At 56.8% G+C, this 14,545-nt stretch carries 12 protein-coding genes; 9 read left to right on the top strand and 3 right to left on the bottom strand.

The genetic code is table 11. The features are described from left to right. Positions 1-374: 374 nt before the first annotated feature. A complete protein-coding gene (gene malI, locus V2154_RS09435; RefSeq protein WP_353502007.1) occupies positions 375-1,406 on the bottom strand; it encodes a Mal regulon transcriptional regulator MalI in 1,032 nt (343 codons plus the stop codon). A gap of 224 nt (positions 1,407-1,630) precedes the next feature. On the opposite strand from malI, the gene malX reads away from it, so the two are divergent. The 3 genes from malX to add all read left to right on the top strand — a co-directional run bounded on the left by malX (position 1,631) and on the right by add (position 5,643). Beyond that, entirely contained in the window at positions 1,631-3,244 is a 1,614-nt protein-coding gene (gene malX, locus V2154_RS09430; protein ID WP_353502006.1) for a maltose/glucose-specific PTS transporter subunit IIBC, read from the top strand. 73 nt (positions 3,245-3,317) lie between these two features. Continuing rightward, positions 3,318-4,505, top strand: coding sequence for a MalY/PatB family protein (locus tag V2154_RS09425; RefSeq protein ID WP_353502005.1), 1,188 nt, complete (start codon positions 3,318-3,320; stop codon positions 4,503-4,505). A gap of 139 nt (positions 4,506-4,644) precedes the next feature. Then, entirely contained in the window at positions 4,645-5,643 is a 999-nt protein-coding gene (add, locus tag V2154_RS09420; RefSeq protein ID WP_353502004.1) for an adenosine deaminase, read from the top strand. A gap of 53 nt (positions 5,644-5,696) precedes the next feature. Here the strand turns inward: add and V2154_RS09415 are convergent, their stop codons facing one another. Together V2154_RS09415 and V2154_RS09410 are read right to left on the bottom strand one after the other, a co-directional pair. Next, positions 5,697-6,713, bottom strand: coding sequence for a bile acid:sodium symporter family protein (locus V2154_RS09415; RefSeq protein ID WP_353502003.1), 1,017 nt, complete (start codon positions 6,711-6,713; stop codon positions 5,697-5,699). A 58-nt stretch (positions 6,714-6,771) separates the two neighbouring features. Next, positions 6,772-7,818, bottom strand: a complete 1,047-nt coding sequence (locus tag V2154_RS09410; protein ID WP_353502002.1) for an oxidoreductase — start codon at positions 7,816-7,818, stop codon at positions 6,772-6,774. 162 nt (positions 7,819-7,980) lie between these two features. Between V2154_RS09410 and dcuC the strand changes: the two genes are divergently transcribed. The 6 genes from dcuC to rsxD all read left to right on the top strand — a co-directional run bounded on the left by dcuC (position 7,981) and on the right by rsxD (position 14,544). After that, positions 7,981-9,345, top strand: coding sequence for an anaerobic C4-dicarboxylate transporter DcuC (dcuC, locus tag V2154_RS09405; protein WP_353502001.1), 1,365 nt, complete (start codon positions 7,981-7,983; stop codon positions 9,343-9,345). Between the two features lie 247 nt (positions 9,346-9,592). Then, the gene (locus tag V2154_RS09400) at positions 9,593-10,048 is read left to right on the top strand and encodes a DUF2569 domain-containing protein (RefSeq protein WP_353502000.1); all 456 of its coding nucleotides are present in this window, start codon (positions 9,593-9,595) and stop codon (positions 10,046-10,048) included. Between the two features lie 128 nt (positions 10,049-10,176). Further along, positions 10,177-10,758 (top strand): electron transport complex subunit RsxA, encoded by a 582-nt coding sequence (gene rsxA / locus V2154_RS09395; protein WP_034790318.1) that lies wholly within the window; start codon positions 10,177-10,179, stop codon positions 10,756-10,758. Next, positions 10,758-11,324: an electron transport complex subunit RsxB gene (gene rsxB / locus V2154_RS09390; RefSeq protein ID WP_353501999.1), complete on the top strand. Its 567-nt coding sequence runs from the start codon at positions 10,758-10,760 to the stop codon at positions 11,322-11,324. Before rsxA ends, rsxB begins: the two co-directional genes overlap by 1 nt. 10 nt (positions 11,325-11,334) lie before the next feature. Then, complete coding sequence (gene rsxC / locus V2154_RS09385; protein WP_353501998.1) at positions 11,335-13,491, top strand: electron transport complex subunit RsxC; 2,157 nt, start codon at positions 11,335-11,337, stop codon at positions 13,489-13,491. Then, positions 13,492-14,544, top strand: coding sequence for an electron transport complex subunit RsxD (gene rsxD / locus V2154_RS09380; RefSeq protein ID WP_353501997.1), 1,053 nt, complete (start codon positions 13,492-13,494; stop codon positions 14,542-14,544). Position 14,545: the final 1 nt, after the last annotated feature.

Raw genomic sequence — 14,545 nt, 5'->3', positions numbered from 1 at the left:
CCACTTTGGTGGGCTTTTTTTTTTAATTACTAAGCAGAACAGCACTCCACTGGAACGGTACGGTATAAATGCCAGTAGGTCGCGTTCAGAAGTGACGCCGAGCAAGAGGTGGAAAACCGCGTGGCTTTTTACGCGGGTTGTAATCCCGCAGCGAGGGAACCGCCTAAGCGGCGGCACTTCGCGACGAGCACTGTGGCCTCTGAAACATGTCCATTCCGACCCTGCGCAGCCTCGATCTTCCAGCAGCACAAAAACGCAGGATTCCAAAGGGTTTCGTTTAAAACCCTTTGGGCCAGTGTGGGCGGCGAGCCCGCGGTTTTGAATTTGACGTTAAAGAGTTTAAAAGCAGGTCAGGGCTGCCGCCCATAAAACCCTTACGCTGAGGCCCTCTCGATCAACCCCGGTGCCACAATAATATTCTGCGTTTCGAGGTTCTGGCCCCCTATTCTCTGCAGCAATCTTCGAGCGGCGGCGTGGCCTATCTCGCGGGCGGAGCTGGCAATAGAAGTTAAAGGCGGTTCGGTGAGTTCAGCCTCCGGGGCGTCTTCCATGGCGATTAACGCGATTTGCTGCTGGAAGAAATTATCCACTGCGCCGCCACCAATGAGATTGCCGGTGCGCATCACGCCGAAATAGGCTCCCATGGCGACCGACGACTTATGGCAGACGATGGCGCTGATCTTGGGATAGTGGCGCAATAACGTCTCGGCGGCGTCGGCGGCGCACTTCTGCTGATAGTCACACTCGATGATCCATTCGCTGCGAAATGGCAACCCGTATTGCACCAGCGTGGCGCAAAAGCCGCCCAAACGCTCCGCGCGGGTGAGCGAGTCACTTAACCCGCCGAGATAAGCAATCTGCTTATGGCCGCGTTTAATTAAATATTCCGTCGCCATTTTTGCCGCCAGCATATTGTCGGGCCGCACTAAATCAACCCCGTCGATGCCGCTGGCGCGCGAGGCGCAAATCAGCGGCACGCCCTGCTCGCAGGCTTTCTCTTTCAGTCCTGCCGGGGCGTGCTCTCCACCAGCAATCACTATGCCGTCAACGCCGTGAGTCAACAGCGTCTCGAAGCAGCGCGCTAAGCCTTTGCCTGACGAACCACTTTGCAATAAAAACAACACTTTACCCTGAGCTTCAAACATCTCGCTCAGACCGGCGGTCATCTCGGCATAGAAAGGCTCGCAGATATCACGCACGATCAGCCCCACCACGCCGGATTCCCCGCCGCGTAGCGTACTGGCTTGCCGATTACGCACAAACCCTAACTGCTCGACGGCCTGATTCACCCGCTCGGCGGTGGCTGGAGAGATACGCCCTTTACCACTAAGCACCAGTGAAACAGTGGTCACGGACGTGCCTGCATGCTGGGCAACATCAATTATGGTGACTTTTTTCTGGCTCATCCTGTGACTTCTTTCATTAAAACTCCATGAGTGGCGGGTTTATTGCATCACCCGCCGCATGCTGAATAAATCGACTTTAGGTTAAACGTTTAATCTAGCGCTAAGCTTATCTTGCGGGCATGCGTGAGTAATGTGAACCAAAGCACGATTTATTTAGGTAAAACGTTTTATCTTATCCGCCATAAGATTAATCCGGTTCATTTTTTCGCTTCAGGGGAATAAGTATGCCAGCCAATAAAAGACAACGCGTCACGCTTTGGGAGTTTTTCCAAAGTTTAGGTAAAACCTTCATGTTGCCAGTAGCCTTGCTCTCCTTCTGCGGCATTATGCTGGGGATCGGTAGCTCATTAAGCAGCAATGATGTCACCACCCTGTTACCGGCTTTAGGTAATCCCATCCTGCAACTGATCTTCACGTGGATGAGCAAAGTCGGTTCGTTCGCCTTCAGCTTCCTGCCAGTGATGTTTGCAATTGCCATTCCACTTGGTATGGCGCGTGAAAATAAAGGCGTCGCGGCGTTCTCCGGCTTTGTGGGTTACGCCGTGTTGAATCTGGCGACTAACTTCTACCTGACCGCCAGCGGCGTGCTGCCGACGGTGGACCCGCTGATCCTCAAAGCCAACAACATCCAGATGATCCTCGGCATCCAGTCTATCGATACCGGTATTCTTGGCGCGGTAATTGTCGGCGTAATCGTCTATGTGCTGCATGAGCGTTACAACACCATCCGCCTGCCGGATGCGCTGGCGTTCTTCGGCGGTACCCGTTTTGTACCTATTGTCACGACCGTAGTATTAGGTCTGGTTGGTCTGGTCATTCCTCTGATTTGGCCGTTCTTTGCTGCCGGGATTAACGGTTTGGGTCGCCTGATCCACGACGCCGGTATTTTTGGGCCGATGATTTTCGGCTCCGGCGAACGTCTGTTACTGCCGTTTGGCCTGCACCACATTCTGGTTGCCCTGATCCGCTTTACCGAAGCGGGCGGCACCATGGACGTTTGTGGTCGTGAAGTGAGCGGCGCGCTGACTATCTTCCAAGCCCAGCTCTCTTGCCCGACCACCCACGGCTTCTCTGAAAGCGCCACCCAATTCCTGTCTCAAGGTAAAATGCCAGCCTTCCTCGGCGGCTTGCCGGGTGCGGCGTTGGCAATGTACCACTGCGCTAAACCAGAAAACCGTCATAAAATTAAAGGCCTGCTGATTTCCGGCGTGGTGGCCTGCGTGGTCGGCGGGACTACCGAACCCATCGAGTTCCTGTTCCTGTTTGTTGCGCCAGTGCTGTATATCATCCACGCTATTTTGACCGGTCTGGGCTTCACCATTATGTCCGTGCTGGGCGTGACCATCGGTAACACCGACGGCAACATCATCGACTTCGTGGTGTTTGGTATCCTGCACGGTACGGCCACCAAGTGGTATCTGGTGCCGGTGGTCGCCGCTATCTGGTTCGCCGCTTACTACGCGATTTTCCGCTTCTCTATCCTGCGCTTTAACATCAAAACGCCGGGCCGCGAATCTGAATCTATGCCAAGCGCAGCGCCAGTGGCCTCTAACAGCAAATCTGGCTACAACGTGCCGGTGATCCTTAGCGCGCTGGGCGGCGCGGACAACATTGTCTCGCTCGACAACTGCATCACCCGTCTGCGTATGTCAGTGCATGATATGTCGCTGGTTGACGATGCGACGCTGAAAGCCAATCGCGCCATCGGCGTGGTGCATCTCAACGAGCACAACCTGCAAGTGGTGATCGGCCCGCAGGTTCAGTCAGTGAAAGATGAACTCGACTGGCTGATCCGCGACGCGAAAAATAGCGCCGCCCCGGAACCGGCCACCATATAGTCATCCAAGCTTACAGGGCGACGTCAGGTCGCCCTTTTCACCTTCTAGAATGACCCGATTTCAGGGAGCGAAAATGTCCACAAGCCTTTTTGATTTCTCCACCCCGGTTGACCGCCACGGCACATGGTGCACCCAGTGGGATTACGTCGCAGACCGTTTTGGCAGTGCTGACTTGCTGCCTTTCACCATCTCCGACATGGATTTTGCCACCGCGCCCTGCATCCTCGAGGCGCTGCAAAAACGCCTACAGCACGGCGTACTGGGCTATAGCCGCTGGCAGCATGATGATTTTCTGGGCGCGATTGAGCATTGGTACCAGCAGCGATTTAACAGCCAGATTGACCGCAACATGGTGGTCTACGGCCCTTCGGTGATTTACATGGTCGCGCAGCTGATTCGCCAGTGGACCCAGCCGGGCGACGGCATTCTGACCTTCACTCCCGCCTATGACGCCTTCTTCAAGGTGATTGACGGCAATCAGCGCAAGCTTATCGCCTGCCCGCTGGAGAAACAGGGCAACGACTGGCTGCTCAATAGCGATTTGCTTGAGCAACAGCTGGCCGCGCCGGATTGCACCCTGCTGCTGCTGTGCAGCCCGCACAACCCAACCGGTAAAGTATGGAGCAGAGCCGAGCTGACGCTGATTGCCGAGCTGTGCCAGCGCCACAATGTGCGCGTGATCAGTGATGAAATTCACATGGATATGATTTGGGGAAATAACTGCCATACGCCGTGGAATGAAGTGGCAACCGGCCAGTGGGCGCTGCTGACCTCCGGCTCGAAAAGCTTCAACATTCCGGCCCTGACCGGGGCTTATGGCCTGATTAGCGACCCGGCGCAGCGCGACGCCTACCTGTATCAGTTGAAAGCCTGCGACGGCCTCTCCTCCCCGGCTGTGTTAGCCGTACTGGCTCACGTCACGGCTTATCGTCAGGGCGACGTCTGGCTCGACGCTCTGCGCCGCTATCTGGAGAGCAACCTGCACTATGTCGCTGACACCCTGAATGCGGCCTTTGAGGAGCTAAACTGGCAGCCGCCGCAATCGACCTATCTGGCGTGGATTGACCTGCGCCCGCTGAAGCTGGATGACAAAGCCTTGCAGCGCGAACTGATAGATAACCAGAAAGTCGCCATCATGCCGGGTTACACCTATGGCGCGGAAGGCGAAGGTTTCTTGCGTTTGAACGTCGGCTGCCCGCGCGCCAAAGTCGAAATGGGCGTGGCGAAGTTAATCGCTGGGATCCGCGCCCTTAAGGCGTAAACCACTGCAATCCTTCCGTTTTGCACTATTTACGCGCAACAAAGTGCTTATTTCTCACTTTGTTGCGCAACAAAATTTCACAAATCCTTCCCAACGGTTATAATGCCCCGCACTTTTCAAACGATAATGAGTGCACTCTATGATTGATACACGCCTCCCTCTGACTGACATTCATCGCCACCTTGATGGCAATATTCGCGCTCAAACCATCCTCGACTTAGGTCGCCAGTTCAACCTCACTCTGCCCGCTACCGAGCTTGACGCCCTGCGTCCCCACGTTCAGGTGACCAAAACTGAGCCAGATTTAGTCAGCTTTTTGCAGAAACTCGACTGGGGCGTGAAAGTGCTCGGCGATCTCGACGCCTGCCGCCGCGTGGCGCAGGAAAACGTCGCTGACGCCGCCAATGCCGGTCTGCACTACGCCGAGCTGCGCTTCTCACCTTATTACATGGCGATGACCCACAATCTGCCAGTAGCGGGCGTGGTTGAAGCCGTGATCGACGGTATCCGTCGTGGTCGTCAGGAGCATGACATTGACGTGCGCCTGATTGGTATTCTCAGCCGCACCTTCGGTGAAGAGGCCTGTCTACAAGAGCTGGACGGCCTTTTGGCGCACCGCGACGGCATCACCGCGCTGGACTTAGCCGGTGACGAGCTGGGCTTCCCCGGCAGCCTGTTCCTCAGCCACTTTAACCGTGCGCGCGACGCGGGCTGGCGCATTACCGTTCACGCAGGCGAAGCGGCAGGTCCGGAGAGCATCTGGCAGGCGATTCGCGAGCTGGGCGCAGAGCGTATCGGTCACGGCGTGAAAGCGGCGGAAGACCCAGAGCTGATGGACTTCTTAGCCAAGCACCAGATTGGTATCGAGTCCTGCCTGACGTCGAATATTCAAACCAGCACCGTGGCGGCGCTCGACAGCCACCCGCTGGCGACCTTCCTGCGTCACGGCGTTCTGGCGTCAATTAACACCGATGACCCGGCGGTTCAGGGGATTGAGATTGAGCACGAATACCGCGTTGCGGCACCGGCGGCGGGCCTGACCTCTGATGAAATCCGTCAGGCGCAGGAGAATGGCTTAACCATGGCCTTCCTCAGCGAGGCTGAGAAAGAGGCGATTCGCGCCAAAGTGAAAGCCTAATGAGACGGGGATGAGACGGTGAACGCCTCATCCCCTCTTTCTAACTGACTGCTTTACTGCTCTAAAGCTGCTTTATTGCCTTCCCGCTCGACGTCTTCTTTCGCCACTTTCTTAGCGTAACGCTGAGCCAATACCGCGCAGACCATCAGCTGAACCTGGTGGAAAATCATCAGCGGCAGCACCATTGCGCCCACCGCGGAGGCTGGGAACAGCACGTTGGCCATCGGGATGCCGTTCGCCAGACTCTTCTTCGAGCCGCAGAACACAATGGTGATTTCATCTTTAGTGCTGAAGCTCAGCCAGCGCGCTACCAGCGTATTGATGATCAGCACAATCGCCAGCAGTACCAATGAGCAACCGAGAATCGCCAGCAGCGACCAACCGTCGATTTGGCTCCAAATCCCCTCGACCACGGCTTCACTGAAGGCGACATACACCACCAGCAGAATCGAAGAACGGTCTGTGATATTGACGATTTTCTTGTGGCGCTGCACCCAGCCGGCAATCAGCGGGCGGCACAGATGACCAATAATAAAGGGCACCATCAGTTGCAGCACGATGGAACCGATGGCGTGCAGCGTATTGCTGCTGCCGCCCTGGGTGTGCATCAGCAGGCCAACCAGCACCGGGGAGAGGAACACGCCAAGAATGCTCGACGCAGAAGCACTACAGATAGCTGCCGCGATGTTACCGCCCGCCACCGAAGTGTAAGCAATGGCAGACTGCACGGTGGCAGGCAGCGCGCAGAGATAGAGGAAACCGTAGTACAGCGTCGGGGTTAAAATGCCCAGCGGCACCAGCCATTTCATCCCTAAACCGAGCAGCGGGAACAGCGCAAAGGTGCTGAGAAACACCACCAGATGCAGCTTCCAGTGACTGATCCCGGCCATGATCGCCTCACGCGACAGCTTGGCGCCGTGCATGAAGAACAGCAGCGCAATGGCGGCGGTGGTCAGGTGTTCAAAAATCGTTTTGTAGATCCCCTCACAGGGAAAGAATGACGCGATGACCACCACGCTGACCAAAATCAGCAGAAATTTATCAATACGCAGTCGCTGTAACCAAGACATGTAGAGTTCCTTGCAAAAAAATCGCCGCAATGCGCGGCGTCTAAGTCATCAATGTCGCTCAACTTTTCGGTACTTTCAAGGTGGCTTGCTGATGGGAAGAGTGAATACCTAGCTCAATCAACTCCATCACGCGAATAGCATCGCTGGCCGGAACCGGATTTTCCCCCAGCCCGAGAATGGCGTCGCGCACTCCGGCATAGTAAGCCGGATAATCGCCGGGCAAGGTGGGCAGAGGCTTATCCGCCAGCACGCCTTCATAGCTCAGAATCAGCACGCCGTCGTGCGGATCTTCTCCCCACTTGGCCTGCGGCGGGCGCTGCCCGGCTTTCAGGGACTCTTCCTGCGTGTCGAGGCCATACTTCACAAAACTGCCCTTTTCCCCCTGCACGATAAAGCGCGCGGTCTCGGCCGAGGCGTAAACCGTGCTGTGCAGCACCACGCGGCGGCGGCCGTAGGTCAGCGTGGTGTTGAAGTAATCCACCGCCTTGCCGCCCGGCCTGACTACGGCCAAATCGGACTGGATGGTGTCCGGCAGGCCAAACAGCCGCAAAGCCTGATCCAGCAGGTGTGAACCTAAGTCATACCAAATGCCGCTGCCCAGCTCGTCATTCTCCCGCCAGCGCTGCTGCACCTGGGGTTTGAAACGATCGTAATGGGATTCGAAATAGACAATCTCCCCCAGCGTCCCTTCATTGATTAAGGCCTGCACGGTGAGGAAATCCGAGTCCCAGCGGCGGTTGTGGAACACCGACAGCACCTTGCCTTTCTCCTGCGCCAGAATGTTCAGCGAGCGCGCCTCGCCCAGCGTGACGGTAAAAGGCTTGTCGACAATCACGTGCTTCCCGGCCTCAAGCGCCTGCTGGGCCAGCGGGAAATGGGTGGCATTGGGGGTTGGGATCACCACCAGATCAATAGTCGCATCGGCGAAGATTTTCTCCGGGCTATCCACCACCTGCACCGAAGGCCAGTCCGCCTGCACTTTGCTGGCGTCACTGCTGGAGACCACTGCCAGCTCAAGGCCCGGCGTACCGGCAATCAGCGGGGAATGAAAAGTTTTACTGGCAAAGCCGTAACCGACTAGCCCAACGCGCAGCGTTTCAGACATCTTCATCTCCTTCGTAACAAACAAATCACCCAGTGTTTTTATTCACAACATGGATGATTACCTTGATAAACATCATAGACGCTATGTGCCCAGATTGTGCACAGTGCTTATCCATGTCGTTATTTATGCATCATTATTTCTTATTTCTGGGGATCTGAATCTATGTGGGACTTGCTTATAGGGCTAGTGATAACCGTTATCGTAGGCCGCTACATTATTAAAGGCTATTCGCCCACCGGCGTGCTCATGGTGGGCGGGCTGCTGCTGTTAATCATCAGCGCCCTAATGGGCCACAACGTGTTGCCGGAAGGCACTAAATCCACCGGCTGGAACAGCACCGATATCGTCGAATATGTCAAAATCCTGCTGATGAGTCGCGGCGGCGACCTCGGCATGATGATCATGATGCTATGCGGCTTTGCGGCTTACATGACCCACATCGGTGCCAACGACGTGGTGGTGCGCCTGGCTTCGCGCCCGCTACAGATGATCAACTCCCCCTATATCCTGATGGTGGCGGCCTATATTCTGGCTTGCCTGATGTCGCTCGCCGTCTCTTCGGCCACCGGCCTTGGCGTGCTGCTGATGGCAACCCTGTTCCCGATCATGGTCAACGTCGGCATCAGTCGCGGTGCCGCAGCCGCCATCTGCGCCTCTCCGGCGGCGATCATTCTCTCGCCAACCTCCGGCGACGTGGTGCTGGCCGCGCAAGCTTCCAACATGCCGCTGGTCGATTTCGCTTTTAAAGTCACCCTGCCAATCTCTATCGCCGCCATCGTGGTGATGGCGATTGCCCACTTCTTCTGGCAGCGTTTCCTCGACAAACGCGAAGCCGGCACGGCGCAGATTATTGAAGAAACACCCGTCACCACCGTGGAAACCAATGCCCCTTGGTTTTACGCCATCCTGCCATTTACCCCGATTGTCGGCGTGCTGGTATTCGACGGAAAATGGGGGCCGAACCTGCACATCATTACCATTTTGGTTATCTGCATGGCGCTGACGGCGATTATCGAAACCTTCCGCAATCGTAGCGGCAAAGCCGTATTCGCCGGGCTGGACGTCGCCTATCGCGGCATGGCGGACGCTTTCGCCAACGTGGTGATGCTGCTGGTCGCCGCCGGGGTATTCGCCCAAGGCTTAAGCACCGTGGGCTTTATCAGCAGCCTGATTGGTTTGGCGCAAAATGTAGGTTCCGGCGGGCTGGTGATGATGCTGGTGTTGGTGATCATCACGGTGCTGGCGGCGATGACCACCGGCTCGGGCAACGCGTCGTTTTACGCTTTCGTCGAGCTGATCCCGAAACTGGCCACCAAAATGGGCATCAATCCAGAGTATTTGGTGATCCCGATGCTGCAAGCCTCAAACCTCGGCCGCACCATCTCCCCGGTTTCCGGCGTGGTGGTCGCCGTGGCGGGTATGGCAAAAATCTCGCCATTTGAAGTAGTGAAGCGCACCTCGGTGCCGGTACTGGCGGGCCTGATTGTGGTGGTGGTCGCCACCGAGATTTTTGTTCCGCTGCACTGATGATATTTCCCTTCCCCGCAAACAATAACGCCTGAGCAAGCTCAGGCGTTTTTTATGGCGTCGGTTGTTGAACGTTTTCGCGTCATTTGATTGTCAGGGATTAACCAATATTGCTCATCCATAAGCCACTCAGGGTTCAATCACATGAATACGATAGAGCTGGCTTACATCTCAGGGTAAACTTCTGCGCCTTGAATAGGGCTATATCGCCCGTTTATTCGGCATCCAAAGTAACTTAAGGCTGATTATGTCTCAACAACCGATCTCCCGTGAAACGGAATATAAACGCATTGGCGGCTGGTTACTCGCTCCTCTGGCTTATCTGATTGTTACGCTGTTGAGCGTCGCGCTGACCTTGGTCCTGTTCTCGATGGCGCTGTTTGTGCCCGAGTCGCGCGAATATCTGATAACTAATTCGCAAGCCTTTACTTTGCAATGGTATTTCTCCGTAGTGACTGCGCTGGCCATGGGTGCCTTTACCATCGTGCTGCTGATGCAGTTCTGTAAACGTCGCCGAGTGGTGCCGAAGGTATTCACCATCTGGCTGCTGTGTACCGTGCTGCTGGCTATCAAAGCCTTCGCGTTTTCGCCAATCAATGACGATATGGCGGTGCGCAATCTGTTGCTGTCACTGCTGCCAGCGGCGCTATTAGTGCCCTATTTCAAACGTTCTCGTCGCGTTAAAGAGACGTTCACGGAATAACCCTACAATGACTCCGTTGTCTGTGGAGAGGTTATTTCAGACAATATTTTTAGCTTTAGCGGTTGTCGCGCCTGCCCATCATGCGCGGATCTCTCTACAGTAATTAACAGTAATCTTCAGGCAATGTTATGACTTCATACTTGTTACTGTTCGTCGGTACCGTACTGGTGAACAACTTTGTTTTGGTTAAGTTTCTCGGCCTCTGCCCGTTCATGGGCGTGTCGAAAAAGCTGGAATCCGCGATCGGCATGGGATTGGCCACAACATTCGTTATCACGTTGTCGAATATCTGCTCGTGGATCGTAAACACCTTCGTATTAATGCCTTTGGGGCTGGTCTATCTACGCACCATGGCCTTCATTTTGGTGATCGCCGTGGTGGTGCAGTTCACCGAAATGGTGGTGCGCAAAACCAGTCCGTCGCTTTATCGCCTGCTCGGCATCTTCCTGCCGCTGATCACCACCAACTGCGCGGTACTGGGCGTGGCGCTGCTGAACATCAACCAGGCGCACAACTTCATGCAGTCCGCGCTGTACGGCTTCGCCGCGTCTCTTGGCTTCTCACTGGTGATGGTGCTGTTTGCCGCTATCCGCGAACGCCTGGTGGTGGCGGATGTCCCCGCGCCCTTTAAAGGCTCTTCAATTGCACTGGTCACCGCCGGTTTGATGTCTCTGGCCTTTATGGGCTTTACCGGTCTGGTGAAATTCTAATGTTTGAATTATGGGTTGCGATTGGCGCGCTCACGGCGTTGGCACTGGTTTTCGGGCTGCTGCTGGGCTATGCGTCGCGCCGTTTTGCCGTTGAAGGCAATCCGGTTGTCGATCAGATTGACGATATTCTGCCGCAAAGCCAGTGCGCACAGTGCGGTTATCCGGGCTGTAAGCCTTACGCCGAGGCCGTCGCCAACGGTGACAACATCAACAAATGCGTCCCCGGCGGTGAAGCCGTGATGCTGAAACTGGCTGCCCTGCTGAACGTTGAGCCGCAGCCACTGGGCGATGACGCCGCGCCAGCCGTGCCCGTGCGCACCGTAGCCTATATCGACGAAAGCAACTGCATCGGCTGCACCAAGTGCATTCAGGCCTGCCCGGTTGACGCCATCGTCGGCGCGACCCGCGCCGTCCACACTGTGATAACCGATTTATGTACCGGCTGCGATCTGTGCGTCGCGCCTTGTCCGACGGACTGCATTGAAATGCTGCCGATTAAAACCACCACCGCAAACTGGAAATGGGATATGAAATCCATTCCGGTGCAAGTCATTCATGCGGAGTAAGCGGAACGCCATGTTTAATCTGTTTTCTGCGCTCAAGAAAGACAAACTGTGGGACTTCGACGGCGGCATCCATCCGCCAGAAATGAAGACCCAGTCGAGCCACGTGCCCCTGCGCCGCGTGCCGCTGTCCGAGCGCTATATTATTCCTCTGCAACAGCACCTCGGCCCTGAGGGCGAGCTGTGCGTGAAATCCGGTGATCGGGTATTAAAAGGCCAGCCGCTGACCACCGGTCGCGGCCGCACCGTGCCGGTTCACGCCCCGACCTCCGGCGTTATTAGCGCCATCGAGCCACACATCACCGCCCATCCGTCGGGCCTGAAAGAGCTGTGCATCCTGATTTCTGCCGACGGAGAAGACCGTTGGTGCGAGCGTGACGTTGTCACTGATTATCGCCAATTGGACGCCGCCGAGTTGAATGCGCGTATCCATCAGGCCGGTATAGCCGGGCTGGGCGGCGCGGGTTTCCCTACTGCCAGCAAGCTTCAGGGCGGACTGACCTCTACCCGCACGCTGATCCTCAATGCCGCCGAGTGCGAGCCTTACATCACCGCCGATGACCGGCTGATGCAAGAACACGCGGCTGAGATCCTCGAAGGCACGCGCATTCTCTGCCACATGCTTAAGCCAGAGCGCGTGCTGATTGGCATTGAAGACAATAAGCCCGAAGCCATTAGCGCCCTGAAGCAGGCGATTAAAGCTGAACAAGCTGACGGCGTGAAGTTCGAGCTGCGCGTAGTGCCGACCAAATACCCTTCCGGCGGTGCCAAGCAGCTCACCAAGATTTTGACCGGACTCGAAGTGCCGAAAGGCCATCACTCCTCGCATATCGGCGTGCTGATGCAGAACGTCGGCACGGTGTTCGCCATCAAGCGCGCCATTATTGACGGCGAGCCGCTGATTGAGCGCGTGGTGACGCTGACCGGCGAAGCGATGGAAAAGCCGGGCAACGTCTGGGCGCGTATCGGCATGCCAATTTCTCACCTGATGGTTGAAGGCGCGCTGCGCCCCCAAAGCCCACAGAAGATGGTGATTATGGGCGGTCCGCTGATGGGCTTCACCCTGCCATCTCTCGACGTGCCGGTAGTGAAAATCTCCAACTGCCTGCTGGCACCTTCTGAAAGCGAAATAGGCCAGCCCGAGCCGGAAGAAGCCTGTATCCGCTGTAGTCTGTGTGCCGACGCCTGTCCGGCGGGCCTGCTGCCGCAGCAGCTTTACTGGTTCAGCCGGGGGCAGGAGCATGAAAAAGCGCGCAATCATAACCTGTTCGACTGCATCGAATGCGGCGCCTGCGCCTATGTCTGCCCAAGCAATATTCCGCTGGTGCAGTACTACCGCCAGGAAAAAGCCGAGATCCGCGCAGTCGATTTAGAAACCGCCAAAGCCACCGAAGCCAAGGCGCGCTTCGAAGCCAAACAGGCGCGCATGGAGCGCGAGAAGCTGGCGCGCGAAGAGAAACATCAAAAAGCCGCCGTGAAGCTGGATACTCCAGCCGTGGATAAAGCCCCGGTTGAGCAAGCCGCCGAGGCTGCTGCCCCTGCTGCATCTCAAGAGAAAGCGGCGGAAACCGATCCGCGTCAGGCTGCTTTGGCTGCGGCGATTGCTCGCGCTAAAGCTAAAAAGGCCGCTGCCGAAGGCGCAGACGTTGCCGCACCAGAAACTGCTCCTGCTGCTCCAGCCGCCGAAAAAACCGACAACGACGATGCCCGTAAGGCCGCCGTCGCTGCCGCCGTGGCCCGCGCCAAAGCTAAAAAAGCGGCTGCCACGCAGGAAACACCTGTGGCCTCCGAAACCGTCACCACGCCTTCTGCTCCAGTCAGCAGCGATGACGACGCCGCGCGTAAAGCCGCGGTGGCTGCCGCTATCGCCCGCGTGAAAGCTAAGAAAGCCGGTAACAGCGGCGTGGTGGTTGAAGCCACTGACAGCACGCTTTCCGTGACACCGTCACTGACTGAACCGTCGGTAGAGGACAAGCGTAAAGCGGCCGTCGCCGCCGCCATTGCCCGCGCCAAAGCCAAGAAGGCCGCCGCGCAGGAAGACGCGTCTGAACAGGCTGCATCAGAACCAACACAACAAGAAAGCGATCCACGCAAAGCCGCCGTGGCTGCTGCGATCGCTCGAGTTAAGGCGCGTAAAGCGGCTGCTCAGACTATGTCGAACGAGGAATAAATGGCTTTTAGAATCGCGAGTTCTCCTTTCACCCATAACCGGCAAAGCACCAGCGCCATCATGCTGATGGTGGTGGTGGCTTGTATTCCCGGCCTGCTGGCGCAGGTCTGGTTCTTTGGTTACGGCACGCTGGTCCAGCTGGCACTGGCTATTGTGATTGCCCTGCTGACCGAAGGCGCGGTGCTGCAACTGCGCAAAATGCCGGTCAAAAAACGTTTGGGAGATAACACCGCGCTGCTCACCGCCGTGCTGCTAGGCGTCAGCCTGCCGCCGCTCGGCCCGTGGTGGATGGTGGTGATTGGCACGATTTTCGCCATTGTGATCGCCAAACAGCTGTACGGCGGCCTCGGCCAGAACCCCTTCAATCCGGCGATGGTCGGCTATGTAGTACTGCTGATCTCTTTCCCGGTGCAGATGACAACCTGGATGCCGCCGGGCGCCTTGCAGCATCACCCTGTGGGCTTTACCGACACGCTGCTGACCATCTTTGGCGGCCATAACAGTCAGGGGCTGACGGCTTATCAATTGCAGATGAACGTCGACGGCATTACTCAGGCGACGCCGCTGGACGCCTTTAAAACCGGACTGCGCTCCGGCCACAGCACCGATCAGGTATTGGCCGAGCCGCTGTTTGGTGGCGTTCTGGCAGGTCTGGGCTGGCAGTGGATCAATTTCGGTTTTCTGGTCGGCGGCCTGTTCCTGATGTGGCGCAAAATCATTAGCTGGCACATCCCGCTGAGCATGCTGGCCATGCTGACCTTCTGCGCCAGCGTTGCCTGGGGACTCTCACCAGAGGCTCACCCCTCGCCGCTGATTGGCCTGTTCTCCGGGGCCACCATGCTGGGCGCGTTCTTTATCGCCACTGACCCGGTGACGGCTTCCACCACGCCGAAAGGCCGCCTGATCTTTGGCGCGCTGATTGGCCTGCTGGTGTGGCTTATTCGCACCTACGGCGGTTATCCGGACGGTATCGCCTTCGCCGTATTGCTGGCCAACATCACCGTGCCGCTGATTGACCACTACACCCAACCGCGCGTTTACGGGCATCGCTGAG

Source organism: Ewingella sp. CoE-038-23 (genome assembly GCF_040419245.1).
Classification (GTDB): Bacteria; Pseudomonadota; Gammaproteobacteria; order Enterobacterales; family Enterobacteriaceae; genus Ewingella; species Ewingella allii.
The sequence above is the reverse complement of the archived record's forward strand: the minus strand, read 5'-3'. Positions and strand labels throughout refer to the sequence as shown.

Coding starts and splice junctions, on each gene's coding strand:
- malI (WP_353502007.1), bottom strand. CDS start 1,406: ATGAGCCAGAAAAAAGTCACCATAATTGATGTTGCCCAGCATGCAGGC.
- malX (WP_353502006.1), top strand. CDS start 1,631: ATGCCAGCCAATAAAAGACAACGCGTCACGCTTTGGGAGTTTTTCCAA.
- V2154_RS09425 (WP_353502005.1), top strand. CDS start 3,318: ATGTCCACAAGCCTTTTTGATTTCTCCACCCCGGTTGACCGCCACGGC.
- add (WP_353502004.1), top strand. CDS start 4,645: ATGATTGATACACGCCTCCCTCTGACTGACATTCATCGCCACCTTGAT.
- V2154_RS09415 (WP_353502003.1), bottom strand. CDS start 6,713: ATGTCTTGGTTACAGCGACTGCGTATTGATAAATTTCTGCTGATTTTG.
- V2154_RS09410 (WP_353502002.1), bottom strand. CDS start 7,818: ATGTCTGAAACGCTGCGCGTTGGGCTAGTCGGTTACGGCTTTGCCAGT.
- dcuC (WP_353502001.1), top strand. CDS start 7,981: ATGTGGGACTTGCTTATAGGGCTAGTGATAACCGTTATCGTAGGCCGC.
- V2154_RS09400 (WP_353502000.1), top strand. CDS start 9,593: ATGTCTCAACAACCGATCTCCCGTGAAACGGAATATAAACGCATTGGC.
- rsxA (WP_034790318.1), top strand. CDS start 10,177: ATGACTTCATACTTGTTACTGTTCGTCGGTACCGTACTGGTGAACAAC.
- rsxB (WP_353501999.1), top strand. CDS start 10,758: ATGTTTGAATTATGGGTTGCGATTGGCGCGCTCACGGCGTTGGCACTG.
- rsxC (WP_353501998.1), top strand. CDS start 11,335: ATGTTTAATCTGTTTTCTGCGCTCAAGAAAGACAAACTGTGGGACTTC.
- rsxD (WP_353501997.1), top strand. CDS start 13,492: ATGGCTTTTAGAATCGCGAGTTCTCCTTTCACCCATAACCGGCAAAGC.